The organism is Pseudomonas sp. AF32, assembly GCF_022342325.2.
GTDB classification, from domain to species: domain Bacteria; phylum Pseudomonadota; class Gammaproteobacteria; order Pseudomonadales; family Pseudomonadaceae; genus Aquipseudomonas; species Aquipseudomonas uvaldensis.
This window is the reverse complement of sequence record NZ_RQJK02000031.1, coordinates 1-26,448: the sequence shown is the minus strand read 5'-3', so window position 1 is coordinate 26,448 and position 26,448 is coordinate 1. Positions and strand designations below refer to the sequence as shown.

At 62.1% G+C, this 26,448-nt stretch carries 23 protein-coding genes; 11 read left to right on the top strand and 12 right to left on the bottom strand.

The genetic code is table 11. The features are described 5' to 3' along the window. Nucleotides 1-21: 21 nt before the first annotated feature. A complete protein-coding gene (locus tag EGM97_RS23930) occupies nt 22-786 on the bottom strand; it encodes a DUF2076 domain-containing protein (protein ID WP_238962565.1) in 765 nt (254 codons plus the stop codon). A 178-nt stretch (nt 787-964) separates the two neighbouring features. Between EGM97_RS23930 and EGM97_RS23925 the strand changes: the two genes are divergently transcribed. Continuing rightward, nucleotides 965-1,624, top strand: a complete 660-nt coding sequence (locus EGM97_RS23925; RefSeq protein ID WP_238962566.1) for a YciC family protein — start codon at nt 965-967, stop codon at nt 1,622-1,624. Beyond that, nucleotides 1,621-2,700 carry an endonuclease/exonuclease/phosphatase family protein gene (locus EGM97_RS23920; RefSeq protein ID WP_238962567.1) on the top strand — a complete coding sequence of 360 codons (1,080 nt, stop codon included), beginning with the start codon at nt 1,621-1,623 and terminating at the stop codon, nt 2,698-2,700. Before EGM97_RS23925 ends, EGM97_RS23920 begins: the two co-directional genes overlap by 4 nt. Nucleotides 2,701-2,784: 84 nt before the next feature. On the opposite strand, the gene EGM97_RS23915 is transcribed toward EGM97_RS23920, so the two are convergent. The 5 genes from EGM97_RS23915 to hrpB form a co-directional block, all read right to left on the bottom strand. Next, nucleotides 2,785-3,738, bottom strand: coding sequence for a 2-hydroxyacid dehydrogenase (locus EGM97_RS23915; RefSeq protein ID WP_238962568.1), 954 nt, complete (start codon nt 3,736-3,738; stop codon nt 2,785-2,787). Between the two features lie 84 nt (nt 3,739-3,822). Then, nucleotides 3,823-4,983, bottom strand: a complete 1,161-nt coding sequence (locus tag EGM97_RS23910) for an L-talarate/galactarate dehydratase (protein ID WP_238962569.1) — start codon at nt 4,981-4,983, stop codon at nt 3,823-3,825. A gap of 39 nt (nt 4,984-5,022) precedes the next feature. Next, nucleotides 5,023-6,330, bottom strand: coding sequence for an MFS transporter (locus EGM97_RS23905; RefSeq protein WP_238962603.1), 1,308 nt, complete (start codon nt 6,328-6,330; stop codon nt 5,023-5,025). A 255-nt stretch (nt 6,331-6,585) separates the two neighbouring features. After that, the gene (locus tag EGM97_RS23900; protein ID WP_238962570.1) at nt 6,586-7,635 is read right to left on the bottom strand and encodes a LacI family DNA-binding transcriptional regulator; all 1,050 of its coding nucleotides are present in this window, start codon (nt 7,633-7,635) and stop codon (nt 6,586-6,588) included. Nucleotides 7,636-7,731: 96 nt separating this feature from the next. Next, a complete protein-coding gene (gene hrpB, locus EGM97_RS23895; RefSeq protein WP_238962571.1) occupies nt 7,732-10,248 on the bottom strand; it encodes an ATP-dependent helicase HrpB in 2,517 nt (838 codons plus the stop codon). Nucleotides 10,249-10,503: 255 nt separating this feature from the next. Between hrpB and EGM97_RS23890 the strand changes: the two genes are divergently transcribed. Together EGM97_RS23890 and EGM97_RS23885 are read left to right on the top strand one after the other, a co-directional pair. Beyond that, nucleotides 10,504-10,923 carry a polyribonucleotide nucleotidyltransferase gene (locus EGM97_RS23890; RefSeq protein WP_238962572.1) on the top strand — a complete coding sequence of 140 codons (420 nt, stop codon included), beginning with the start codon at nt 10,504-10,506 and terminating at the stop codon, nt 10,921-10,923. A 28-nt stretch (nt 10,924-10,951) separates the two neighbouring features. Then, nucleotides 10,952-11,848: a cation diffusion facilitator family transporter gene (locus tag EGM97_RS23885; RefSeq protein ID WP_238962573.1), complete on the top strand. Its 897-nt coding sequence runs from the start codon at nt 10,952-10,954 to the stop codon at nt 11,846-11,848. A 25-nt stretch (nt 11,849-11,873) separates the two neighbouring features. Here EGM97_RS23885 and EGM97_RS23880 read toward each other — a convergent pair whose 3' ends face one another. Then, nucleotides 11,874-12,914, bottom strand: a complete 1,041-nt coding sequence (locus EGM97_RS23880) for a DUF6515 family protein (protein WP_238962574.1) — start codon at nt 12,912-12,914, stop codon at nt 11,874-11,876. A 408-nt stretch (nt 12,915-13,322) separates the two neighbouring features. On the opposite strand from EGM97_RS23880, the gene EGM97_RS23875 reads away from it, so the two are divergent. Next, nucleotides 13,323-13,802 carry an Lrp/AsnC family transcriptional regulator gene (locus EGM97_RS23875; protein WP_053151732.1) on the top strand — a complete coding sequence of 160 codons (480 nt, stop codon included), beginning with the start codon at nt 13,323-13,325 and terminating at the stop codon, nt 13,800-13,802. A 145-nt stretch (nt 13,803-13,947) separates the two neighbouring features. Continuing rightward, entirely contained in the window at nt 13,948-14,157 is a 210-nt protein-coding gene (locus EGM97_RS23870) for a DUF2788 domain-containing protein (protein WP_003228500.1), read from the top strand. On the opposite strand, the gene EGM97_RS23865 is transcribed toward EGM97_RS23870, so the two are convergent. From EGM97_RS23865 to EGM97_RS23850, 4 genes are all read right to left on the bottom strand, one after another. Then, on the bottom strand, nt 14,152-14,718 hold the full coding sequence (locus tag EGM97_RS23865; protein WP_238962604.1) for a pseudouridine synthase: 567 nt from the start codon (nt 14,716-14,718) through the stop codon (nt 14,152-14,154). The two genes, EGM97_RS23870 and EGM97_RS23865, sit on opposite strands and share 6 nt — an antisense overlap. A 145-nt stretch (nt 14,719-14,863) precedes the next feature. Then, nucleotides 14,864-16,363 (bottom strand): AMP nucleosidase, encoded by a 1,500-nt coding sequence (amn, locus tag EGM97_RS23860; protein ID WP_172679621.1) that lies wholly within the window; start codon nt 16,361-16,363, stop codon nt 14,864-14,866. A gap of 102 nt (nt 16,364-16,465) precedes the next feature. Continuing rightward, nucleotides 16,466-18,115, bottom strand: a complete 1,650-nt coding sequence (locus EGM97_RS23855) for an acyl-CoA dehydrogenase family protein (protein ID WP_238962575.1) — start codon at nt 18,113-18,115, stop codon at nt 16,466-16,468. Nucleotides 18,116-18,189: 74 nt separating this feature from the next. Further along, nucleotides 18,190-20,568: a hybrid sensor histidine kinase/response regulator gene (locus EGM97_RS23850; protein WP_238962576.1), complete on the bottom strand. Its 2,379-nt coding sequence runs from the start codon at nt 20,566-20,568 to the stop codon at nt 18,190-18,192. Between the two features lie 314 nt (nt 20,569-20,882). Here EGM97_RS23850 and EGM97_RS23845 point away from each other — a divergent pair, with 314 nt between their 5' ends. The 4 genes from EGM97_RS23845 to EGM97_RS23830 all read left to right on the top strand — a co-directional run bounded on the left by EGM97_RS23845 (nt 20,883) and on the right by EGM97_RS23830 (nt 24,404). Further along, nucleotides 20,883-21,680, top strand: a complete 798-nt coding sequence (locus EGM97_RS23845; RefSeq protein ID WP_238962577.1) for a hydroxymethylpyrimidine/phosphomethylpyrimidine kinase — start codon at nt 20,883-20,885, stop codon at nt 21,678-21,680. A gap of 17 nt (nt 21,681-21,697) precedes the next feature. Beyond that, complete coding sequence (gene thiE / locus EGM97_RS23840; protein WP_238962578.1) at nt 21,698-22,324, top strand: thiamine phosphate synthase; 627 nt, start codon at nt 21,698-21,700, stop codon at nt 22,322-22,324. 23 nt (nt 22,325-22,347) lie between these two features. After that, a complete protein-coding gene (hemL, locus tag EGM97_RS23835; RefSeq protein ID WP_238962579.1) occupies nt 22,348-23,631 on the top strand; it encodes a glutamate-1-semialdehyde 2,1-aminomutase in 1,284 nt (427 codons plus the stop codon). Nucleotides 23,632-23,849: 218 nt separating this feature from the next. Then, complete coding sequence (locus tag EGM97_RS23830) at nt 23,850-24,404, top strand: tetratricopeptide repeat protein (RefSeq protein WP_053151746.1); 555 nt, start codon at nt 23,850-23,852, stop codon at nt 24,402-24,404. Nucleotides 24,405-24,573: 169 nt separating this feature from the next. Here the strand turns inward: EGM97_RS23830 and EGM97_RS23825 are convergent, their stop codons facing one another. Next, complete coding sequence (locus EGM97_RS23825) at nt 24,574-24,903, bottom strand: DUF1820 family protein (protein WP_027617776.1); 330 nt, start codon at nt 24,901-24,903, stop codon at nt 24,574-24,576. Between the two features lie 133 nt (nt 24,904-25,036). Here EGM97_RS23825 and miaB point away from each other — a divergent pair, with 133 nt between their 5' ends. Further along, on the top strand, nt 25,037-26,365 hold the full coding sequence (gene miaB / locus EGM97_RS23820) for a tRNA (N6-isopentenyl adenosine(37)-C2)-methylthiotransferase MiaB (RefSeq protein ID WP_238962580.1): 1,329 nt from the start codon (nt 25,037-25,039) through the stop codon (nt 26,363-26,365). Nucleotides 26,366-26,448: the final 83 nt, after the last annotated feature.

Below are 26,448 nucleotides of genomic sequence, written 5' to 3'. Positions count from 1 at the left end.
CGCCCCGGACGAATGGCAGGCTCAGACGTAGGAATCGTCGTCGCCAAAGAAGGACGAATCGTCGCTGTAGTCGGCGTCGTCGAAGCCGCCCTGGTCGCTGCCAAAGGCGTTGTTGTCGGCCACTTGCTGGTGATCGCCCCAGCTACCGTTGTCACCGGCGTCATTGACCGGCTGCGCCGGCTCTTCCCGGAGGATCTCGACGATTTCCTGGGGCTGTTGGCTGCTGTGGAACAGGCTGCTGATGCCCTGCGCCAGCATCACGCCACCGGCCACACCGGCTGCGGTTTTCAAGGCACCGCCCAGAAAACTGCTGGCCGCCGGTGCCTGCTGTTGGGGGGCGCCGTAACCCGCGGGGGGCACGCCAAAACCTTGCTGGGCCGGCGCAGCGCCGAAGGAGGACGGCCGCGCCGGTTCCCGCCAGCCGCCGCTGGATGCCGGAGCGCTTGGAGCGGCTGTCGGGCGCGTATCGCGGTTGCTACCGCCAAAGATACTGGAGAGGAATCCCCCACCGCCGCTCGGCGCCGGGGCCTGGTTGCGGGCGCTTTGCAGGTCAGCCTGCAACTGCTCGATTTGCTGGGTCAGTTGCCTGTTCTGCTCGTCGAGGCGCTTGATCGCCGCTTCCTGCACCAGAATCGCCTGGGCCATGAAATAGCCCGCCGCCGGCTGGTTGGCCAAGTGTTCCTTGATCCGCGCCTCGGCCTGGGCATCGCGCGGGGCTGAGTCCTTTTCGGCCTGTTGCAGCCGTGAAAACAGTCCATCGATCAGGGTTTGTTCTTCGCTGTTCATGGCGACCTCATCAGATTGCCGGGTAGAAAAACCATGTCGGTCACGAAGTACCGACGCCTGACAGTAATGGGGCTCGCTGTGAAGGTTTCAATGGTCTTTACCTGATGTTTACGTTTGCTTGTGCGGGCGCTTGATCGGTTAAAGTGTCGGACCGCTTCTGGAACTGCGATACCGACTCATGAATCCGTTCGACGTGCTGCGTGACTCTTTGTATTTCTTCAAGCGCCATCTGGGCCGGATCGCCCAGTTGTGCCTGCCCCTGGTGATACTCGAGGCGCTGTTGCAGCAAGGCGTGGACAACGCCGTCGGCCCCGACGGTTTTCCTGGCTACAGCTTGATCGTCGGCCTGCTGGTGTACCCGCTGTACACCGCTGCGCTGATCCTGTTTCTCGATGCTCGCAGTCGCGGCGAATCGCCGCGCACCCGCGACCTGCTGGCTGCCGCCCTCACCCTGTGGCCACGCTTCGCCGTGCTGACGGCCCTCAACACACTGTTGATCCTGCTGGGTATCTCGTTGTACCTGCTGCCGGGCCTTTGGTTGATGGTGACCCTGGCATTCAGTGAATACCTGCTGGTGCTCAGGGGCCTGGCGCCCCTGGCGGCGATGAAGGAAAGCCTGCGCATGAGCCGCGGTCGTTTCTGGCGGATCCTGTTATGCATCCTCGGCGTGATGGGCCCGCTGTGGCTGCTCAAAGGCGCCAGCGTCTCGGTGTATCCGGCCCCTCAGAACCCGGTGATCGGCTTGTTGATCGACAGCGTCCATAGCTTCCTGCAACTGTTCACCAGCGTGGTGCTGTACCGGATCTTCATGTTGATCACGGAAAAACCCGAGTCATGACCGGTTTTCTACGCAACACCTTGCTGGGCCTGTTGGCGATCCTTTGCCTGGCCGCCCTGGCGATCTATGGCCTGACCTGGCGTCCCCAGGCCCGGGAAGCCGCGCTGGTCAGTTGCGCCGCCAACGCCGCGCCGCTGATGCCCGGCCAAGCCTTGAAAGTGATGACCTGGAACGTGCAGTTCCTGGCCGGCAAACGCTACGTGTTCTGGCACGACCTGGCCCAGGGCGACGATGAAAGCCCTACCCTGGAAGACATGGCCTTCAGCCTCGACGAAGTGGCGCGGGTCATTCGCGACGAGCAACCGGACATCGTCCTGCTCCAGGAACTGGACAACGGCGCCAAGGCCAGCGACTACCAGAACCAGCTCAAGCTGTTGCAGGAACGGCTCGCCGACCTCTATCCATGCAGCACCAGCGCCTTCGATTGGAAAGCCGACTTCATCCCCGACCCGCGCATTTTCGGCAGTGTCGGTCGCCAACTGGCAACGCTGAGCCGCTACCGCATCGACCAGGCCGAACGGGTGCAACTGCCGGTGGCCAAGGCCAATTTCATCAGTCGCCAGTTCCAACCGAGAAACGCCTTGCTGGTGAGCTACCTGCCACTGAGCGATGGCGGTCGGCTGGCGGTCCTCAATACCCATCTGGAGCGGGCTGCCGAGCCGGATGAAACCCTGCCCCGGCAGGTCATCGCCGTCGCCAGGGCCCTGGACAAACTCGAATCCGCCGGCACGCCCTGGCTGATTGGCGGCGACTTCAACCTCCTGCCCCTGGGCCAGTACCTGCGCCTGCCGGCCGAGCAGCGCACGCCCTACACCGCCGACAGCCCGTTGCATCTGCTGTGGGACAAGTATCCGATGATCCCCACCAACAACGAGGCCAGCGGCATCGACCGCGAGCACTGGCTGACCCACTACCCGAACGACCCCGGCCTCAACGGGCCCGACCGCACCGTCGACTACCTGTTCTACAGCCCGCGAATCAAACGGGTCGAGGCTCAGGTGCGGCAGGACGACACGTTGCGGATCTCCGATCATTTGCCGGTGATTGCGCGGTTCCTGCTGCCGGCGACACCTTGAGCTGAACGTCCGCGCCCACCCACTTCGGGCACGTCAGTTCATACAGTCAGTGACATTGCGTTTCTTGACCCAGACGCCGATGCCTTACAGCGTCACCGGCGTAACCAACGTCTGCTTTTCAAACCAGGATTTCAGGTTCGCGTAGACCAGGTCCGCCATGGCCTGGCGAGTCTCGTGAGTACCGCTGCCAATATGCGGCAGCAGTACGACGTTATCCATTTCCAGCAATTCAACCGGCACATGAGGTTCGTCTTCGAAAACGTCCAGTGCGGCGCCGCCGATTTCCGACTCGAGGAGTGCCGCAACCAACGCCGATTCATCGACAACGCTGCCTCGGGCAACGTTGATCAAAAATGACGTCGGGCCCAGCGCACGCATGACTGAGCGATCGATCAGATGTCGAGTCTCAGCGCCACCGGGCACGATAACAACCAGATAATCCGCAGCAGCGGCCAGCGCTTGCAGGTCAGCATAGTGGGTGTAGGGAACATCGGTGTACGGTCCGTTTGGCCGGTAGTAAGCGACGCTCATGTTGAATGCCGAGACCATTTTTGCGACGGTTTTGCCTATCTTGCCCAGGCCCACGATGCCGCAGGTCTTTCCGTGCAGATCATGGCCGAGGGGGAACCTGGCCTCCTGCCATTTGCCGGCACGTACAAAGCGCTCGGCCTCGTTGATCCGACGTGATACACAAAGCATCAATGCCAGCGCGGTTTCGGCAACGCTGTGGTTGAGCACGTCCGGCGTATTGCTCAACTGAATACCTCGAGCAGCCAGATAGGTCGTGTCGAGTGCGTCGTAACCGACACCGAAGCTGGTGATCGCCTCGAGATTGGACAACTGGTCCAGCCTCCCATTGTCTGCACCGTGCACTGCGCTGGTGACAACCACGCGTATGGCATCGCCATGCAAGCTTGCCCAACGCCGGAAGTCAGCAATCTCCCAGCGCGGGTGAACACAGTAGTTTTCTTCCAACGACTGCATCAGGGATGGGTGCATCGGCCCCCACACCAGGACTTCTTCCTTGGACTCATTCATGGTTGCTTCCTCCTCTGAAGGGGCTCTTCGAAGAGGCTCTTTCAAGAGCCTCGTCAGCCGGTTCATGCCAGGCCCGGCAAATTGTCAGGGACGGACACCCGCCTCGGCCTCTTGAACGGTCCACGGCTTGACCTGCTCACTGAGTGTCAGCCCCAGGCCGGGACGGGTGGGCACCCACATGCGTCCATCACGGGTTTCCAGACGCTCGTTGAACAGCGGCTCGAGCCATTCGAAGTGTTCCACCCAGGGCTCGGTCGGGTAGGCCGCCGCCAGATGGACATGCAACTCCATAGCGAAGTGAGGCGCCAGCATCAGCCCTGCCTGCTCGGCCATCGAAGCGACTTTCAAATACGGCGTGATACCCCCGACCCGTGGCGCGTCCGGCATCAGGAAATCGGCGCCGCGCAACTTGATGAATTCGGCGTGCTCGGCAACGCTGGTGAGCATTTCACCGGTGGCAATCGGCGTGTCGAATTGCTGCGCCAAGGCGGCGTGACCTTCGGCGTCATAGCAATCCAGCGGCTCTTCAATCCAGATCAGGTGGTACGCTTCGAACTGACGACACATGCGTTGGGCCGTCGGGCGATCCCACTGTTGATTCGCATCCACCATCAGCGGGAAATCATCGCCCAGATGCTTGCGCACGGTGCTGACGCGCTCGATATCAATGGCACAGTCCGGCTGCCCGACCTTCAACTTGATACCGCCGATGCCCTTCTCGCGAGATAGGTCGGTGTTCTTCATCAACTGGTCCAACGGTGTATGGAGGAAACCTCCAGAGGTGTTGTAGCAACGTACCGAATCGCGCTGGGCCCCGAGTAAACGCGCCAGTGACAGGTTCGCGCGCTTGGCTTTGAGATCCCACAGCGCCACGTCAAACGCGCCAATGGCCTGGGTCGACATGCCGCTACGGCCCACCGATGCGCCGGCCCAGCACAGCTTGGTCCAAAGCTTGGCGATGTCGCTGGGGTTCTCGCCGATCAGCACCGGGGCTATTTCCTTGGCGTGGGCGAATTGCCCCGGCCCGCCGGCGCGCTTCGAGTAACTGAAGCCGAGGCCACGATGACCGTCGGTGGTTTCGATTTCGGCGAACAGGATGGCGATCTCGGTCATCGGTTTCTGCCGCCCGGTCAGGACCTTGGCATCACTGATGGGGTTGGCCAGGGGCAACATCACCGAAAAGACACGAACCCAGGCGATACGGTCGTCGTCGGAGGATTTGACAGCTGCTTTTTGTACGAGCATGGGCGCTCTCCTTGTAACGGATAGAGGAGGTGAACAGGATCAGGTGCGGCGGCGTGTCAGCCCGGCGTCCAGTGGGCCAACTTCGACGAACGAATCATCGAAGCCATCGAGCTCCAGGCGCTTCAGTGGCCCGACAATGAACAGATAGGAAAACGCGCCCAGCAGCCCCATGCCCGCCACGTAGGTCAGCGCGACATCGAAGGAACCCAATTGGTTGATCATCACGCCGATGGCGATAGGGGTCACGATGCTGGCAAGGTTGCCGCAGAAGTTGAACATGGCGCCGCTGACACCCATGGCCCGGGCGGGCGAAACATCACCAACGATGCACCACCCCAGGTTGCCGACACCTTTGGCGAAAAACGCGACGGACATCACCAGGATGACCAGGGTGATCGACTGGGTGTAGTTGGCGATCACAATGCTGCTGGAAAGCAGCAAACCACAGATGATCGGAGTCTTGCGGGCGGCGGTCAGACTGAACTGCTTGCGCAGCATCCAGTCCGACCAGACCCCGCCTATCACCCCACCAAGACAACCGGCGATAGGTGGAATGGCGGCCACCAAGCCCACCTTTAGCATTGTCATGCCCTTGGCTTCGATCAGGTAGGTCGGGAACCAGGTTAGGAAAAACCAGGTGATCGAGGTCAGGCAAAACTGCCCCAGATAGATCCCCGCCATCATGCGGTTGCCACCAATGGCCCTCATTCTTTTCCAACTGAATGGCGTCTTCACGTCACCGATGGTGGGCAAGCCGCCGCCCGCCTCGATGTAGTCGATCTCAGCTTGATTGGCGCGTTTGTCCTTGCGCGGTTCCTGAACCATCCGGAACCACAGCAAGCCGATCAGGATGCCGGCGCCGCCTGTCACCCAGAAAACGTGTTGCCAGCCCCAGGTGCTCACCAGCCAGACCATCAGCGGGGTGAAGGTAGCGAGGGCGAAATACTGGGCAGACTGAAACACCGCCGTGGCCAGGCCGCGTTCATGGCGCGGGAACCACATCACTGTCAGACGGTTGTTGGCAGGAAACGCCGGTGCCTCGGCCACTCCCATCATGAAGCGCAGGACAAACAGCGCGAGGAAAGCTGAACTGAACAGATCGACGTAGCCCTGCAGGAAGGTAAACAGCGACCAGATGATCAGGCTCATGCCAAGCACAAGACGTGAGCCGAAGCGGTCGAGAATGATGCCGCCGGGCAACTGCATCGACGTGTATGCCCAGCCGAAGGCCGAGAACGCGATGCCCATGGTCACGGCGTCGAAGCCCAGGTCTGCGCGCATGCTGGGAGCCGCGATGGACAAGGTGGCCCGATCGACGTAGTTGAATACCGTGACAATGAAAATCATCACGAGGATGAGGTAGCGGACGTTGGTCTTGGCCACCGATTGCGTAGGGTTGATCACTGTTATTTTCCTTATTGTGAAGTGCAGCGGTGAGTCCTTTTGGCTTTTGAAAACTCCTGTCCATGCCACGATGATTGCGCAATCATCAGCGACTTTAAAAAAGACCTTCGTTCGGCAGAACGGAAGGCCTTTGAGCCGATAGTACACTGATTGCGCAATCATTCAATCACGTACCGATTTGAAAACGGATTTTTTATCTCAGGTACTGGCGCGGTCGATCAGGGTAAAACCAGTATCGACTCGCACAGGCTTGGGGGTCGACGGATTGTCGAATCGCTCCAGCAGCGCTTCGGCCACCTCCAAGCCGATTCGCTTGCCGTCGACGCTGACGGTCGACAGCGCCGGGTAAACCTGCGCGGCGCTGCTCAAATCGCCGAAGCCCATGACCGCAAGATCGGCGGGTACCTTCAAGCCTCGACTGGCGGCTTCGGCCAGGACGCCCTGGGCCACGGTATCCGAGCTACAGACGACAACGTCGGGCCGCTCAGGCTGATCCAGCAAGCGACGCAGCCCTTCCCGGCCGATTTCAAGTGTGGCCGGCGGGGCCAGGACTTCCATCGGCACGTGTCCGATTCCGTGCCGCTTCAATTCGCTCATCAGACTGTTGCAACGGCGCAGCCCACGGGGGTCGCTGATGGTCACTACGGAAAAGCGCTTGTACCCCTTTTTCAGCAAGTGCCGTGCGGTCTCCTCCCCCACTTTTTCGTGAGAAAAACCGACAAGCATGTCCAGGGGGGCCTCGCTCAAATCCCAGGCCTCAACCACTGGGATGCCGGCCTGGGCGAGTCGCAAGCGGCTTGATTCGGTGTGGAGCGTGCCCGTCAGCACAATGCCGTCCGGGCGTCGACCGAGTACCGCCTCAAGCAGCTTTTCCTCTTGCTCGGCGCTGTAGCCCGTCAGGCCCAGCAAGGTTTGATAGCCGGCTTGAGTCAAGCGATCCATCAGCGATTGCACGGTGTCGGCAAAAATGGAGTTGGCGATGGTGGGAAGAAAAATCGCCACCAGACGACTTTTATTACTCGCTAAACCGCCGGCCAACATGTTCGGTACGTAACCCGACTGACGCACCGCTTCGCGGACCTTGTCCCGGGTGCGCTCGCTCACCAGCTCAGGGCGATGCAAGGCCCTGGAAACGGTCATCGGCGACACACCAGCCAGTCTTGCCACGTCGATCAGCGTCAGGCTGGAGGGCTTCTGGGCAGATGTCACCACTGTCTCTGCGGGGGGCGATGCAGGTTTCTTTGCCATGGACGTTCCGAATTGAAACTGGATAACCGGGGCTGCATGACGCAGCTTATCAACCGGAGAATTTACCATCTGCCCCCATGGCCAGGCCTGGGAATTTTACTTGCGCGGCTTCACCCGCGCCGTCGCCTCCGCCACCAGCGGATCGTCCGGCCAGTAATGCTTGGGATATCGCCCTTTCAAATCCTTCTTCACCTCGGCATAGGTGCTACGCCAGAAGTTCGCCAGGTCCTGGGTCACCTGCACCGGGCGGCGGGCCGGAGACAACAGGTGCAGCTTGACCACCTGGCGCCCGCCGGCAATGCGCGGGGTGTCGGCCAGGCCGAACAGCTCTTGCAAACGCACCGCGAGAATCGGCGGATGCTCGCTGTAGTCCAGGCGAATCGACGAACCCGAGGGTACGCTCACGTGCTGCGGCGCCAGTTCATCCAGCCGTTGCGGCAAGGGCCAGGGCAGCAGGTTGCGAACGATGCTCGACAAGTCCAGGTTGGCGAAATGACTGAGCCGCGACACCCGTCCCAGGTAGGGCATCAGCCAGTGCTCCAGGCGATCGAGCAGCGCCGCGTCGCTGACGTCGGGCCATTCGCTCTCACCTTTGGCGTCCAGATCCAGCCGACGCAACAGCGCCACCCGCGCCTGCCACTGGCGCAGTTCCGGGGTCCAGGGCAACAGCTCCAGCCCCTTGCGTCGCACCAGGTTTACCAGCGCCTGGCTGCGGGCCGACTCATCCAGGCCAGTCAACGGCTCGCGGCTGAGCACCAATTCGCCAACCTTGCGCTGGCGCTCGGCCCGAAGCACGCCTTCGCGCTCGTCCCAATCCAATTGGTCCACCGTGCGCACCTGCTCGGCCAACACTGAATCGAACAGCGCCGGATCGAAATCCGTCGCCAGGTAGATCCGTTCTTCCCGCTGGCCCTGGCGACTGCCGAGGTCGGCGATCACCAGCCACGATTGTTTCATCAGGCTGTCGGCCTCGGCGAACAACGCCGCACGACCATTGGCCAGACGATATTCCGCGCCACCGGGCCGCCGCTGCTGGGCCACGCGATCCGGATAGGCCAGGGCCAGCAAGGCGCCGAGCCAGCGCGGATGATCGGGATCGCTCACCGCGGCTTCGGCCTTGCCTCGCAAGTAGCCGCGATACTGCCGGGCCAGTTGCCGCGCCCGCTGCACACTGCCCTGAGCGCCGCGTGCCGCCCGCTCTTCGCCGGACAGCAAGGCCAGGCGGTTGTGCAGGTCCGCTCCCGCGCCCCGGAGAATGTCTCGCTCGCCCAATAACGCCGCGACGTTGCACGCCATCTCCGCCAGCCCCAGTGCCTGGCCGCGCAGAAGCAGATGAGCGATTCGCGGGTGCGCTGGCAGCTCGGCCATGACCTGGCCGTGACGCGTCAGTTGCTCGCCATCCACGGCACCCAGGCGTTGCAGCAAATCCTGGGCCTGGGCATACGCGGCGGGTGGCGGTACGTCGAGCCAGACCAGTTGCTGCGGCGTCACGCCCCAACGTCCCAGCTGCAAGGCCAACCCGGCCAGATCCGCCGAAAGCATTTCCGCGCTGCCGTAAGCAGCCAGTTGTTCATGCTGGTCCTCGGACCACAATCGATAACACACACCCGGCTCCAGTCGCCCGGCCCGACCGGCCCGCTGCGTGGCACTGGCCCGGGAGATGCGCTGGGTATCAAGGCGGGTCATGCCGCTGCCCGGATCGAAACGCGGTACGCGAGCCAGTCCGGCATCCACCACCACCCGGACGCCGTCGATGGTCAGGCTGGTTTCGGCAATATTGGTCGCCAGCACCACTTTGCGCCGACCTGGGGGAGCCGGGTCGATGGCGGCGCGCTGGGCCGCGAGGTCAAGTTCGCCATGCAGCGGGCACAGCAACACATCGCCGTTTTCGCCCAAGGCATCGGCCAGTTGTTGATGGACACGGCGGATCTCCGCCTGGCCCGGCAGGAACACCAGCACGCTGCCGGTTTCATCGTGCAACGCTTCCAGTACTGTCTGCACCAGTCGCGGCTCGATGAACTCGCCGGGCCGGAACGGACGCCCCCAACGCACCGTCACGGGAAACATCCGCCCCTGGCTGCGCAGGATCGGCGCATCGCCCAGCAGACCGGCCAGGCGCTCGCCTTCGAGGGTGGCGGACATCAGCAGGATCTTCAGCGGCTGGTCTTCACGAAACAGTTCCCGACCGTTGAGGCTCAAGGCCAGGGCCAGATCGGCGTCGAGACTTCGCTCGTGAAACTCATCGAAAATCACCAGCCCCACGCCTTCCAGCGCGGGATCGTCCTGCAGGCGGCGCGTGAGGATGCCTTCGGTAACCACCTCGATACGGGTATCCGGGCCGACCTTGCTGTCGAGGCGAATCCGATAGCCCACGGTTTGCCCGACTTTTTCCCCCAGCTCACTGGCCAGCCGCTCGGCTGCCGCTCGTGCCGCCAGGCGCCGGGGTTCGAGCATCAGGATGGTTTGCCCGGCCAGCCAGGGCTCGTGCAACAGGGCCAAGGGCACGCGGGTGGTTTTACCGGCGCCGGGCGGTGCTTCGAGCACGGCTTCGTGGCGTGATGCCAAGGCTTGACGCAAGGCGGGTAAAACTTCATCGATCGGCAAAGAAATCATGCGGGTGGCCTGTACGGTTAATTCGAGTACTCAAGTTCGAGTGCCAGGGCTTGTCAGGCAAGGCGCCATGACGAGTCGTAGCCCGCTACGGCGAGGATTGGCAACGCAGCCTGGCAAGTTCTGGCGCCGAAGTTGAGTGCACGAATTAGCCACACAGGCCACTAGCTCCAAAACAGAGGGCCGAGTATAACGGCGAACTGTCTGGCGTTGTCTGGACTCCAACCAGCAACACCTTTACCTGTTCAGGAGATTGTTATGCGTATGCCCTCTCGCGTGATCGGCGGCGTCCTGGTCGCCACCCTGCTGACCCAGCTCAGCGCCTGCGGCTCGATCTTCTATCCGGACCGTCGCGGTCAGATCGACGGCAAAATCGACCCGGCGATCGCCGCGCTCGATGCGGTCGGGCTGCTGTTCTACATCATCCCGGGCCTGATCGCATTCGCCGTGGACTTCGCCACCGGCGCCATCTATTTCGAACCGGGCAAGACGGCCCAGATCGCTCCTGAAAAACTCAAGCCGGCCATCAATCCCGACGGCAGCGTCGACAACCATAAGCTGCAAGCGATTCTGGAAAGCGAACTGGGCCGCAGCTTCCCACTGGACGATCCACGATTGATCCAGCACAAGGGCAGCGCGCAGCAACTGGCCGCGCTCGGCCTCAAACCTGCCGCATGAAGGGCGCCGCCGAAGGAACGACCGCGCCATGACCACCAGCACCGAACATGCTCGCCTGCTACGCCTGGCCACCCGCGCCTCGGTGGCCGTGGCACTGATCCTCATAGTCGCCAAGGCCCTGGCCTGGTGGTTGAGCGGTTCGGTGAGCATGCTCGCCGGCCTGACCGACTCGGCGTTGGACGGCGTCACGTCGCTGCTCAATCTGTTGGCGGTGCATTACGCCCTGCGCCCCGCCGACGACGACCACCGCTACGGGCACGGCAAGGCCGAGTCCCTGGCCGGCATGGCCCAGGCATTGTTCATCGCTGGCAGTGCGATATTGATCGCGTTGCAAGCGTTTGAACGCCTGAAAGAACCGGTTGCGGTGCAGGCGCCTTGGCTGAGTGTCGGTGTGATCGTATTTTCCCTGGTGTTGACGCTGGCGCTGCTGGCCTTGCAACACCGGGTCATCCGCGCCACCGGCTCCAATGCCGTACGCGCCGACTCGCTGCATTACCGCTCCGACCTGTTGCTCAACGGCAGCATCCTGGTAGCCCTGGTTCTGGCCGGGTTCGGCTGGTTCCAGGTCGATGCCTGGTTCGGCCTGGGTATCGCCGCGTACATTTTGTGGAGCGCCATCCAGATCGCCCGGGAAAGCTTCGCCGTGCTGATGGACGAGGAATTACCGCCCGACGTCAGCCAGCACATGCTGGCACTGGCTTGCGCGGTACCTGGTGTGCTCGGTGCCCATGACCTGCGCACGCGGATCTCCGGCAACCATTGGTTCGTGCAATTACACCTGGAACTGCCTGGCGAGCTGACCCTGTCAGTGGCCCATGGCATCAGCGACCAGGCCGCCGACGCCATCCACCAGGCCTATCCAAAAGCCGAAGTACTGGTGCATGCCGATCCATCGGAGGTGGTCAAAGGCGCCAGGGGCGAATGAGCCTTATCGACTGAACAAACAGACCTCAGTAACTCACCTGATACCCTCGGCTACTCAGGCAACTCCCCTGGGCCTGGCGGTAGGTCTGCACCACTTCCGGCGCCGGCGGATAGGTGTAATTGCGCGGGTCGAAACCGCTCTGCTGCACCGCCCAGCGATAGCAATCGTAACCATCCTGGTTGACCTGCTCGGGGGACTGGCCATTGGCCGGATAGGCCACCACATCAAAGCCGTTGCCCTGGGGTTGAGGCTGCGGGTTGGCGATTGGCGCATCGACCACGACGTAATCCCGGGTACTGGCCTCGTAAATGTAATAGGCCCCGGCGGCGAGGAAAAACAGCGAGCTGCCAATCCACACCTCCCGTGCGTAATCGGGTAAGTAACGGGTGCGGATGCCCCGTGGCGGTTGCACTACAACGTAGCGAGGACCTTGCGGACGGTACCAGTATCCGCCTGAATAGAAGTAATCCTGGCCGCGATAAGGCACGCGATAATTGCGGTCCGGGAACCGGTCGATCACATAACCCGGACGATATTGCGGCCCCGGCCCCCAACCATTGCCGTGACCGTCCGGCCGACCGGGCCAGTACTGGTCGGGGCGGTTGTCGGGGCGGCTGTTATAGTCGGGCCGTGGCCTGCTCGGGTAGCCTTCGCTGCGACGCGGGATATCGCGGTAGTAACCGGGTTGGGGTTCCTGCGTCTGGGTCACGCTGCCGGGTCGCCCCTGGATCGGCAGGTTATTGCCCGGCTGGTGGGGAGGTCGACCTTCGCCGTTGGGGTCCTTGGGCGGACTGTAGTAAGGCTGCCCGCCCTGGCGCTGGGCGCCGGGCTCGAACTGGCGGCTGTTGTCACCGCGGATGATTTCGTTGTTTCGTTCGTTATGCTGCGGCCGGGGTTGGTCGGCATGCCCCTGCCCGTTGCCGCCTCGCTGATCCCCGCCTCGCTGATCGTAGCCACGCCCACCTTCCGGGCCGCCACGATTCTGTTGATCATCGGCCATCCCTTGCGCACTGACACTTGCCCACAACAGACCAACACCTGCCAAACGCCAGATGCGCGACTTCATGTTATTCCTCACGACGGTTCAAGGCCTGATGATAAGACTGAGAAAAGCCCAGGCCGGTTCTGCTACAGATTACTCGGTTTTTCTGCAGGCATTAAAAAAGGGAGGCCCGTCGGCCTCCCCTCGAGAACTTCGTCCGTGCGCGACGCTTTTGACGTCGGCTCACCTCACGCCGTCTTCTGGACAGTGTGCAGCTCGGGGGTCTGCCAGACACCTATGGGTGCCGCGACCGCAGCCGGCCTGATCGGGCGGGCTGCATTGGACTGTTTGTCCGAGCAGTGATCTTGGTGGTAAGCATAAGGCTGCAGAGCCGACAGATGATTGCGAAGATTGCTCGAATAAACACCACTTGCGCAATTTTTAACTCAGGATAGATAATCCACCGCAATTAACAGAATAAAGGCCTGACCGATGAGCAAACTCGACCGTTACGACCTGAGTATTTTGGCGGAATTGCAGCGCGACGCGCGGATCTCCAACCAGGAACTGGCCGAACGCATCGGCCTGTCCCCTTCGCCCTGCTCGCGCCGGGTCAAGCAACTGGAGGACGACGGGTACATTTCCCGGCAGGTCGCCCTCCTCGACCGCAAGATGCTTGGCCTGAGCCTGACGGCCTATGTACTGATCGGCATGGACCGGCACACGCCCGAGCGCTTCGAGAATTTCGAGGCGGCCATCCGCAACCTGCCGCAGGTGCTGGAGTGCAGTCTAGTAACCGGCATGGACGCGGACTACCAGCTCAAAGTCGTAGTGCCCGACATGGACCATTACCAGAAACTGCTGCTGGGACACCTGACCCGGATCGATGGCGTCACCAGCGTGCGCTCCAGCTTCGTGCTTAACCAGGTGCTCAACAGCACCGAGCTGCCATTGACTCATCTGCGCGGCTGATTACGCCATCGCGAGCAGGCTCGCGATGGCATCAGCTCAGGCGATGAACAGCTGCGACACACCGCCGCAGGCCAGCCCCTCGACCTTCCCCCATGCCGTATACTCGCCCGGCCTTTTCAACCCCCGCCTGCGCCGGAGTGTTTCGATGGATCCTGCTGTTTTCGAAGAGTGGATGATGACCGGCCTGGTCAGCATCCTGATCATTTTCATGGGCTTCATCGTCTGGGATCTGGCGAAGAAATCCAAGGCCGGGCGTTTCGGCTCGTTCATTCTGTTTTTTGTGCTGGGCCTAGGTGTGGCGGCGTTCATCATCAAGAGCGTGGTGATCGGCCTGATCGAGTCCGGGGCGCTATAAGCGCGCCGGCACTTCCTTCCACTGGCCCTGATCGAGCCCTTCGATCGTCCAGTCGCCAATCCTGACCCGCACCAGACGCAGCGTCGGCAAGCCCACCGCGGCGGTCATGCGCCGCACCTGACGGTTGCGCCCTTCACGGATGACCAGTTCCAGCCAGCTCGTGGGCACGCTCTTGCGAAAGCGCACCGGCGGATTGCGCGGCCAGAGTTGCGGTTCGTCCAACTGGCGGGCCTCGGCCGGCAACGTTATGCCGTCATTCAGTTCCACCCCGTCGCGCAGCCGCTGCAACTGTTCGGCACTCGGCTCGCCTTCGACCTGCACCCAATAAGTCTTGGCCAGTTTGTGCCTGGGGTCGGCGATGCGGGCCTGCAATTGCCCGTCGTTGGTCAGCAACAGCAGCCCCTCGCTGTCGCGATCCAGCCGCCCGGCCGGGTAGATGCCTGGCACGTCGATGAAGTCCTTGAGCGTTGCCCGCCCCTCACCGTCGCTGAACTGCGTCAGCACATCGAAGGGTTTGTTGAACAGAATCAGCCGCGGCTCGGCCGGCGGGGCCTTGGCCACCCGGCGCGGAGCGAATGCAGGAGACTTCACACCAGGACGGCGGGAAGCGGGACGTGGAGGACGGGCCATGGCAAACACAATATCTAACGGTCAGGGCCGACCATGCTAGTGGCCCGACCGTTAAATAACCACCGCCCGAACGATGTCAGCGGAACGGCGGCTCGTCGAAACTGCGCAGTTTGCGCGAGTGCAGCGAGGTGAGTTCGGTGCGCAACAGGTCCAGCGCCTCGATGCCGATCTTCAGGTGCTGGTTGACCGCACGCTCATAAAAGGCATTGGCCGAGCCTGGCAGCTTGATCTCGCTGTGCAGCGGTTTGTCCGACACGCACAGCAGCGTGCCATAGGGCACCCGCAGGCGATAACCCTGGGCGGCGATGGTGCCGCTTTCCATGTCCACCGCCACGGCGCGGGACAGGTTGATCAGCGGCCGCTCCTGGGCCCAGCGCAGCTCCCAGTTGCGGTCGTCGTAGGTCAATACGGTGCCGGTGCGCAGACGTTTCTTCAGCTCGTCGCCCTTTTCGCCAGTGATGTTCGCCGCCGCCTGTTGCAACGCCAGTTGCACCTCGGCCAGGGCCGGAATCGGAATGTTCGGTGGCACCACCCGGTCGAGGATGCCATCGCGGCGCATGTAGGCGTGGGCCAGCACGTAGTCGCCAATGGTCTGGGACTGCCGCAACCCGCCGCAGTGGCCGATCATCAGCCAGCAATGGGGCCGCAATACCGCCAGGTGATCAGTGATGTTCTTGGCGTTGGACGGGCCGACGCCGATGTTCACCAGGGTCACGCCGTGGCCGTCGCTGGCCTGCAAGTGATAGGCCGGCATTTGGTAGCGGTGCCAGACCACACCGGCGGCGATGGCCGAGGCTTCGCTGTGATCCATGTGCTTGTCGATGATCACATTGCCCGGCAGGACCATGCGCACGAAACGCGGGTCGCTGCGCAACTGCTCCAGGCCATGGACGATGAACTGGTCGACATAGCGGTGATAGTTGGTCAGCAGGATCCACGGCTGCACATGGCGCCAGTCGCTGCCGGTGTAATGCACCAGGCGACGCAGGGAAAAGTCCACGCGAGCGGCATCGAACAGCGCCAGGGGCAGCGGGTCGGTGTTTTCCCAATCGTACAGACCGTCGGCGATGCCATCGGTGGCGGCCGACAGGTCGGTGCTGGGGAAAACCCGCGCCAGCACCGCCGCCGTCACGCCGGAGCCGGCCAGCTCGTCGCCCTGCTCCACCACGTACGGATACGGAATATTTTGCTCGCTGACGCCGACTTCCACGGTAACCGTGAAGTCGTGCATCAGCGGGACCAGTTGTTCCAGCAGGTATTTACGGAACGCGGCAGGATGGGTGACGGTGACGCAGTAAGTGCCCGGCAACTGGACCTTGGCATAGGCGCGGGTGGTCTGCGGGACTTCGCCATGGCAGTGATAGGTCAGGCGCAGGGCCGGGTAACGAAACAACGCCCGTTGCTCGGCACTCGGTTCGATACGGTCCTTGAGATAACGCATCAGCGCCTGGTTCAGCGCGGTGGTCGCACGCTCGTGCAGGGCCGCGAGCCGGTCTACGGCTTGCTCGGCGGTTTGAACGACAATAAACGCTTCGGTCACGATCAGCTTCCTGTGTTCTGACTTGCAGGCCTTCATCTTGCCTGCATCGTCGTCTTACGGGAACAGTGGCGTAATGGCTGTTATCGGCCAGCAGCTAATCCCAAGCCCACAGGAGGTTCAGTGCAAGTTGCAGGCTATTCAGAAACCCTGCGGCGTAGAGCGCGTCACGATGGCCTCGACGTTCAGCCCACGAGGCAACGCACCATAGACCCGTCCGGTCGAGCCGAGGCGGCTGGCGATAAAGGCATCGCTGACATCGTTGTTACCCGCTTCAAGCAACAGCTTGGCTTGCAGGCCGACGGCAATGTCCTCAGTCAATTGCCGGGCACGGTACTGGATGTCGTCGGTGTCCTTGAATGCCGCGTGCAGTTGATCGATATGCGCAGCCAGGCGCTTGTCGCCATGGCCATCCCCCAGTTCGCTGAACAACACCTCCAGCACGCCGGGCTCCTTGGACAGCGCCCGCAACACATCCAGGCACTGCACATTACCGGAGCCTTCCCACGTCGAGTTGACCGGTGCTTCCCGGTACAGGCGCGGCAGGATGCTGTCTTCGACGTAACCGGCACCGCCCATGCACTCGGCGGCTTCGTTGATCATGGCGGGGGCACGCTTGCAGATCCAGTATTTGCCCACCGCCGTCACCAGCCGGGCGAACCTGGCCTCGTGCTCGTCATTCAAGTGATCCAGCGCCCGGCCCATGCGCAGGCTCAGCGCCAGGGCGGCTTCACTTTCCAGAGCAAGGTCCGCCAGTACGTTCTGCATCAGCGGCTGTTCGCTCAACACCTTGCCGCCGACCTTGCGATGCGCGCAGTGGTGGCTGGCCTGGGTCAGGGCCTGACGCATCAGGGCGCTGGAACCCACCATGCAATCAAAACGAGTCATGGCGACCATCTCGATGATGGTCGGTACGCCCCGCCCTTCTTCACCGACCATCCAGGCCAGCGCACCGCGGAATTCGACTTCGCTCGACGCATTGGAACAGTTGCCCAGCTTGTTCTTGAGCCGTTGAATGTAAAACTGGTTACGGGTGTCATCCGGGCGATGGCGCGGCAGCAGGAAACAGGTCAGGCCCTTGTCGGTCTGGGCCAGGGTCAGAAAGGCATCGCACATCGGCGCCGAACAGAACCACTTATGGCCGACCAATTCATAAGCCTGACCCGGACCACTGGCGCCCACCGGATAGGCCTTGGTGGTATTGGCGCGCACATCGGTGCCGCCCTGCTTCTCGGTCATCGCCATGCCGAGGGTGACCCCGGCCTTGTGAGCCACGCCGACGTTACGTGGGTCATACTCGGTGGCGAGCACCTTGGGCAGCCAGCGCTCGGCCAGGTCCGGTTGCAGGCGCAGCGCCGGCACGCTGGCGAAAGTCATGGTCAGGGGGCAGCCGGTGCCGGCTTCGGCCTGGCTGTGCAGATAAGTCATCGAGGCCCGGGCGACGTGGGCACCGGGTTGCGGATGGGCCCACGGCAGGCTCGGCAGGCCATGCTCGACGGCGGTGCGCATCAGTTGGTGATAGGCCGGATGGAATTCCACCAGGTCGATCCGATGCCCATAACGATCATGACTGGAAAACACCGGCTTGTTCTGGTTGGCCTGGAACCCCGCTTCCACCAATGGCCCGCCGGCCAATGCACCATATTCATCGATCCGCTCCTGTGCCCAGCCCGCGCCGAAGCGTTGCGACCATTGCTGCAGTGGCAGGTCGATGCGGTACAGGTTGGCGCCATCCAGGGACGGCGGCTGATTAGTGACGTCGTGGGTTTCGGCAAACTGGTGCAGGTTCATGACGGGGCTCCTCGGTCGGCCAGCAGGGATTCAGTTAAGCACCGCCTCCAGGCCGAACAAAGTGTCATATGCGCCTAAATGTCGGCGCTTTCACCCTGCTTCGGACACAAAACCCGCCGCTGCAGAATCGTCTGCAACACTTCGAATTTCACCGGTTTGCTCAGGTAATCGATCAAGGCGCCGGACGGACAGAAAGGCGGTTCCAGGTTCGAACTGACTACCAACACTGGCACATCTTCACATCCGGCCAGGGTGCGAATCCGGCAACAGACCGCCACGCCGTCCAACGGAGGTGACTGGCAGTCAAGCAGCACCGCGTCAAAACTGTCCTGCTGCAACAGTTCCAGTGCCGCGTGACCGTTGTCAGCCGTACGCACCCGATAACCAAGCTTGAGCAACATGCCGCGCATGACCAACTGATCGATGCTGTTGTCGTCGGCCAGCAGCACCGTACAGTCCTGGGGCCGACGCGTCTCTTCCCGCGTGTCGAACGAAAACGGCGCGGGCACGGGCGATGCCGTCTCGAACTCGACGTCCAGCTGGAAACGGCTGCCGCGCCCGGGCTCAGAGGTATGGGTCAAGCGGCCACCGAGCAATTCCACCAATTGCCGACAAATCGCCAGGCCCACACCGAGGCCACCGAACTCGCGGGTCATCGAACCGTCGAGCTGGAAAAACCGCTGGTACAAAGTCGCCTCTCCCAGATCGGTGAAGCCAATGCCGGTATCGATCACCGCGAAGGACAGCCCCCACCGATCAAGCCCCATCGGCCTGCCGCTGACCCGCAGCGCAAGGCCGCCCACCCGCGTGAACTTGATGGCATTGTCCAACAGGCATTCCAGGCATTGCGCCAGCTTGCCGCTATCGCCCAACAGGCGATCCGCCAGGTCGGACGCCACATCGACCCTGAAATCCAGCCCCTTGGCCGCCGCATTACCAACGAACTGCACCTGCAAGGCATCGATCATCCCGCGCAGGCTGAACGGCGCCGCAGCCACCTTGAGCTTGCCGGCCTGCAGTTCGGTGAGCGTGAGCATGCCATTGACCATGCGCATCATGTCCCGCGCCGAACCGGCGGCGGTCTGTTGATACTGGGTCAGTTCTTCATTCATTTCGACGGTTTCCATCAGCTCCAGGGAGCCGATTACACCGTTCATGGGCGTGCGCAGTTCATGGGTCAGGGTGGCAAGGAATTCGTCCTTGAGTTTGTTGCCCTGGGCCAGTTGCTGGTTGAGCACTTCCAGCTTCTGCCCGGCGTCGAAAAGGGTCTGGGCCTGTTGTTCACGCATGGCGTTGATGCGGTCGGCCAGAGCCAGGGACAGCAGGGCCACTTCGATGGCCGAGCCAATCTGGCTGGCGTACATGGTCAGGAAGACGTTCGGCAGATAACCGAGCACCATCAGCGTGTTGACCGCGCCTCCCAGCAAAAACGCCGACCAGGCAATGATGAAATAACGCGCCACCCGCAACCCTCGCCACCAGGCACACAACCCGGCAGCGAAAACCACCACGGTAAACATCAGCGCCAGCGCCGTCGCCAGGCGCAGCGCCAGGGCGTAGCTGGTCATCAACGACAGGCCCACCACCACTGCACTGTAGGCAATCAATGCCAGGAGCAATCGGTCCAGCCAGCGACTGTGTCGTGCGGTTTGCAGGAAGCTGCGGGCAAACTGGCTGCCGAACAGGCCCGCGCCACCGATGAAAAACGGTGTCGCGGCGTTGGCCCACCACGGGCTGTCCGGCCAGAAATACTCCACCGCTGCCCCGTTGACCGACAGCTGATACAAGCCGAACGAGGCGATATAGACGATGTAATAGAGATAGCTGGTATCGCGCACGCTTAGATAGATGAACAGGTTGTAAACCAGCATGCCCAGCAACACGCCATAGATGATTCCCAGCACGTACAAGCGCAACGGCTGCTGTTCGAGATAGGCGGTGCTGGACCACAGCGTCAGCGGTGCCTGGATCGAGCCCTGGCTTTGCAAGCGCAAATAGACGGTCTGGCGTTGATCGGGCTTGAAGTCCAGGCTGAACAGGTAATTGTTCTGGCGAATTTCACGGGCGGCGAACGGCAACGCATCGCCCGTCCGGCGGGCCAGACGATACGCGCCCGTGGCGTCCGGCAGATACAGGTCGAGGTGGTCCAGCGGTGGATACGCCAGTTCCAGCAGCCAGGTGCGCTGGGCATCCGGGTTGCCGGGGCGGTAGTGCAAGTCGATTTTAAGCCAGAACGCCGAACGTGAATAACCGGCGTTCAGCGTGTCCTTGCCATGGGGCTTGAATTGGCGAGCGACGGTCTGGGTGACGACATCGTCAATGGTGGCCGTGCCATCCACATCTTCGAACACTTGCAAGGCTTGGCCCAGGGGCAGGCTTTGGGTGAACTCATCGAATTCGAGGGCGCTTGCCAAAGGGGACAAGCACAATAGAAACATCAGCAAATAGCGCATTTAAGCCCCAGCGTGGCCTGTCCGGTTGAGTCAGGAAGCCCCCCATTCCCTGAGTAGACGTAAAACCGGCATTACCTGTTATGAGTTGGATCCATCTTTAGCATAGCCGTTGATGGCCAATTTGCACCACGGAAATTTTTTCCTGCGGAGCGCTCTAGAACGGGCGTTTCAGCGCCAAGCATTGAGATAGAGCTGTTGCCTTGGTCAGATAAAAAACTGGCTGCATCAAGCGATCTTTCTGTGGAAGCGAAGCTCACTCCACAATTGACTTCGCTTACGCCCCCGCGGCAGGTTTGGTGGTAAGCTCGCGCACCATGAATACCTACAGCTCTCGCCCCGTTGTCCTCTGTCTCTCCGGCCACGACCCCAGTGGTGGCGCCGGCTTGCAGGCAGATATCGAAGCCCTGCTTGCCCAGGGTTGCCATGCCGCCCCGGCCGTTACCGCGTTGACCGTGCAAGACACAGTGAACGTGAGCGATTTCCGCGTCCTCGATCGGGAGTGGGTCCTGGCGCAAGCCAATGCCGTGCTCAACGATTCGCCGGTGGCGGCGGTCAAGCTGGGCATGCTCGGCTCACTGGAAATGGTCGACACAGTGGTCGAACTGCTCCAGGGCCACCCGCACCTGCCCATGGTCTGCGATCCGGTGCTGCGCGCTGGCGGTGGCGGACGGCTGGGCAAGGATGAAGTCGGCTACGCCATGCGCGAACGCTTGCTGCCCCTTTCGATCATTGCGACCCCCAACCTGCCCGAAGCCCGCATCCTCGCCGAACTGCCCGAAGGCAGCGCCGATGAATGCGCCGAAAAACTGTTGCCCTTCGTCAAGCACCTGTTGATCACCGGTGGTCATGGCGACGAACATGAAGTCCACAACCGCCTGTACAGCCGTGACGGTCGTCGCGAAACGTTTACCTGCCAGCGTCTACCCGGCAGTTACCACGGTTCCGGCTGCACCCTGGCCAGTGCCCTGGCCGGTCGGCTGGCACAGGGCGAACAGCTCGCCAGCGCCGTGCGGACAGCCCTGGATTACACTTGGCGCACCTTGCGCGACGCCGAACAACTGGGCAAAGGCCAGTTCGTGCCGCGCCGCCTGCCGCTGGATTTCTGCTCTTAATATCGGAGGGCTGCTGCATGAAACTACGTGGCCTTTACGCCATCACTGATAGCCAACTGCTTGCCGGCAAATTCCTGGCCTATGTCGAAGCGGCGCTGGAAGGGGGTGTCACCCTGCTGCAATACCGTGACAAGAGCAGCGATGAAGCCCGGCGCCTGCGTGAAGCCGAAGCGCTGCGCAACCTGTGCGAACGCTACAAGACCCAACTGATCATCAACGACGACGCCGAGTTGGCTGCGCGCCTGGGCGTCGGCGTGCATTTGGGACAGACCGATGGTCCGCTGGCACCGGTGCGGGCACTGCTCGGGCACAAGGCAATCATCGGTTCCACCTGTCATTCCAGCCTGGAGCTGGCCGAACAGGCCGCGAGCGAAGGCGCCAGCTATGTCGCCTTCGGGCGATTCTTCAACTCCAACACCAAGCCCGGCGCCCCCAGCGCAAACCTTGAACTGCTGGAACAGGCCCGTATCAAATTGCATATACCCGTCTGCGCCATTGGCGGTATCACGCTGGAGAACGCCGCCCCGCTGGTGGCCCATGGTGTCGACCTGTTGGCGGTGATCCATGGCCTGTTCGGCGCCGACAGCACCACCGAGGTGACGCGCCGCGCCCGCGCATTCAACGATCTGTTGCAGATCCACTAATTTCCGCTTTCGAGAGACCGACCATGTCCCGTTCCGAAACCCTGTTTGCCAACGCCCAGAAACACATCCCCGGCGGCGTGAACTCCCCCGTCCGTGCGTTCAAGAGCGTCGGCGGCACCCCGCTGTTCTTCAAACACGCCGAAGGTGCGTACGTAACGGATGAGGACGACAAGCGCTACGTGGACTATGTCGGTTCCTGGGGCCCGATGATCCTGGGCCACAGCCATCCGGACGTGCTGGACGCCGTGCGCCGGCAGCTGGAACATGGCCTGTCCTATGGCGCCCCGACCGCCATGGAAACGGAGATGGCCGACCTGGTCTGCTCCATCGTGCCGTCGATGGAAATGGTGCGCATGGTCAGCTCCGGCACTGAAGCCACTATGAGCGCCATCCGTCTGGCGCGCGGCTACACCGGTCGCGACAGCATCATCAAGTTCGAAGGTTGCTACCACGGCCACTCCGACAGCCTGCTGGTCAAGGCCGGCTCCGGCGCGCTGACCCAAGGCGTGCCCAGTTCCGCCGGTGTGCCGGCGGCGTTTGCCAAACACACCCTGACCCTGCCCTTCAACGATCTGGAAGAAGTCGAGAAGATGCTCGGCGAAGTCGGCCAGGAAGTGGCCTGCATCATCGTTGAACCAGTGGCCGGCAACATGAACTGCGTGCCACCGGCACCGGGCTTCCTGGAAGGCCTGCGCAGCCTGTGCGACCAGCATGGCGTCGTGTTGATCTTCGATGAAGTGATGACCGGTTTCCGCGTAGCCCTCGGCGGCGCCCAGGCGCACTATGGCGTGACGCCGGATCTGAGCACCTTCGGCAAAATCATTGGTGGCGGCATGCCGGTAGGCTGCTTCGGGGGCAAGCGCGCCATCATGGAATGCATCGCGCCGTTGGGTCCGGTCTACCAGGCCGGCACATTGTCGGGCAACCCACTGGCCATGGCCGCCGGCCTGACCACCTTGCGCCTGATCAGCCGCCCCGGCTTCCACGCCGAACTGACCGACTACACCACCCGCCTGCTCGACGGCCTGCAGATCCGTGCCGACGCGGCCGGCATTCCGTTCGTGACCACCCAGGCCGGCGGCATGTTCGGGCTGTATTTCAGTGGTGCCGACGACATCGTGACGTTCGAAGACGTCATGGCCAGCGATGCAGACCGCTTCAAGCGCTTCTTCCATCTGATGCTGGAGGGTGGCGTCTACCTGGCGCCGAGCGCATTCGAGGCCGGCTTCACCTCCATCGCCCATGGCGAGGCCGAGCTGAAAATCACCCTCGATGCCGCCGAACGCGCCTTTGCCGCACTGAAGTAAGCCTGTGGATAACTGACGCTGGCTTACACCAGCGTCAGCTATTGACGATACCCTCCAGCCCTTTTTCCTACATCTTTACCCCTGTAGCAGCCACTGGCATGCATCGGCAGCAGAAAAACGAGTAAAGACTTTGTAAGGATGGCCCTGCTTATTTCATAATGCGCGCTTATTGGATCCCCCGGAGGGTCCGCGCGCCCCTCAGAGGTAAGTCGATTCCCATGAACCGCACCGGCCGCACCCTTGCCCTGGGCTGCCTGTTGCTCCTTCAGCCCCTGCTCGCGAATGCACAGGCAGGCGGCAACTCGTTGTTGATCCCGGCAATGGGCCGTTGCACGCTCAACACCCAGCCACAAGATCTCGCACCGGCGCTCGACGCCTGTCGAAAAGCCGCGGACGCAGGCGATGCGCAAGCGCAATACGAGTTGGGCGAGTTCTACTACGAAGGCAAGGCTGCGCCCCGCGACCTCAAACAAGCCCTCGACTATTTCGAAAAAGCCTCGCTGCAAGGCCATGCCCAGGCGCAGTTCAAGTTGGGCGGCATGTTCTTCCATGGCGAAGGCGTACCCGCCAATAACGTGCAGGCCTACATCGTCCTGAAGATGGCGGCGGTCAACGGCGCCGAAGAAGCCCTGGACACCGCCGACGAAGTCGCCGAGCAGATGCCCCGGGACGAGCTGGAAGTGGCGACCCAGGTGCTGGGGCAGATCTTCCGCAAATACCTGATGGAACTGCAAAACGCCGACGGGCGTACGCCCTTCTCGCCATTGCCCTAAGCTCACTGCGGCCCCTTGTGGCGAGGGGATTCATCCCCGCTGGGCTGCGAAGCGGCCCCAAAACAGCCGATGCCATTAGCCTGACGCACCGAGGTACAACATCTTAGGGCTGCTCCGCAGCTCGCCACAGGTACTGCGCTCGACCTCATTCCTCTTAGCTGGCAGGCCTCTATTTCTCAGGCATCGGCATCGGAAACGGCATGACATTGCCAACCCCGCCACGGGCCTCGCTGATTTTCGGCGTGCCCAGGCGCTCGACTTCGTCGATGCGCACGATCGAATGCATCGGCACGAAACTGCGCACCACGCCTTCGAATTGCGCCTTGAGCTTTTCTTCACTCGGGTCGACCACCACCTGCGTGCGCTCGCCAAAGACGAACTCCTCGACTTCCAGGAAGCCCCACAGGTCGCTCTGGTAGATCTGCTTGGCGTACATCTCGAACACCTGGCCCTGGTTGAGGAAAATCACCTTGTAGATTGGAGCTTCACGTTTGGTCATGGCGGGCGAAACACATCGGCGGGTAAAAATGAGGGCGCGAACTATAGCATAGCCACTGCTCGCGCTGCGGTAGGAACCGGGGGACTTGTTCCCTATAATGCGCGGTTCTTTGAATCACGTGAGACCCAGGTCCATGGCCAAGAAGCTTTACATCGAAACCCACGGTTGCCAGATGAACGAGTACGACAGCTCGCGCATGGTCGATCTGCTGGGTGAACACCAGGCCCTGGAAGTCACCGCCCGCGCCGAAGATGCGGACGTGATCCTGCTCAACACCTGCTCGATCCGCGAACGTGCCCAGGACCGGGTGTACTCCCAGCTCGGCCGTTGGCGCGAGCTGAAACTGGCCAACCCGGACATGGTCATCGCCGTGGGTGGCTGCGTCGCCAGCCAGGAAGGCGCAGCCATTCGTGACCGTGCGCCCTACGTGGACGTGGTTTTCGGCCCACAGACCCTGCACCGCCTGCCGGAGATGATCGACACCGCGCGCATCACCAAATTGCCGCAAGTGGACGTGACGTTCCCGGAAATCGAAAAATTCGATCACCTGCCCGAACCCCGCATCGACGGCCCGAGCGCCTACGTGTCGGTGATGGAAGGGTGCAGCAAGTACTGCACGTTCTGCGTGGTCCCCTATACGCGGGGCGAGGAAGTCAGCCGGCCGTTCGACGACGTGATCGCCGAAATCATTCACCTGGCGGAAAACGGCGTGCGCGAAGTGACGCTGCTGGGGCAGAACGTCAACGGCTATCGCGGCCTGACCCACGATGGCCGCCTGGCGGACCTCGCCGAGCTGATCCGCGTGGTGGCCGCGGTAGATGGCATCGACCGCATCCGCTACACCACCTCCCATCCCCTGGAGTTCTCCGACAGCCTGATCCGTGCCCATGCCGAGGTGCCGGAACTGGTCAAGCACCTGCACTTGCCGGTGCAATCGGGCTCGGACCGGATCCTCGCGGCCATGAAGCGCAACCACACGGCACTGGAGTACAAATCCAAGCTGCGCAAACTGCGGGCGGCGGTGCCAGGCATCTGCATCAGCTCGGATTTCATCGTCGGCTTCCCTGGCGAAACCGAGAAAGACTTCCAGCAGACCATGAAGCTGATCGAAGACGTGGGCTTCGATTTTTCCTATTCCTTTGTCTACAGCCAGCGCCCGGGCACCCCGGCGGCGGACCTGGCGGATGACACCCCCGAAGAGCTGAAAAAGGAACGGCTCAACGCCCTGCAGCACCGCTTGAACCAGCAGGGTTTCGAAATCAGCCGACAAATGGTCGGTACCATCCAGCGGATCCTGGTAACCGATTATTCGAAGAAAGACCCGGGCGAATTGCAGGGAAGGACTGAAAACAACCGCATCGTCAACTTCCGCTGCGACACCCCGGCCCTGATCGGCCAGTTCGCCGACGTGCACATCGATTCCGCGCAACCGCACTCCCTGCGGGGTTCCCTGATCCAATAACCACACCATTCCCTGTGGGAGCGGGCTTGCTCGCGAAAGCGGTGGGTCAGTCAACATTTATGCACCTGACCCACCGCATTCGC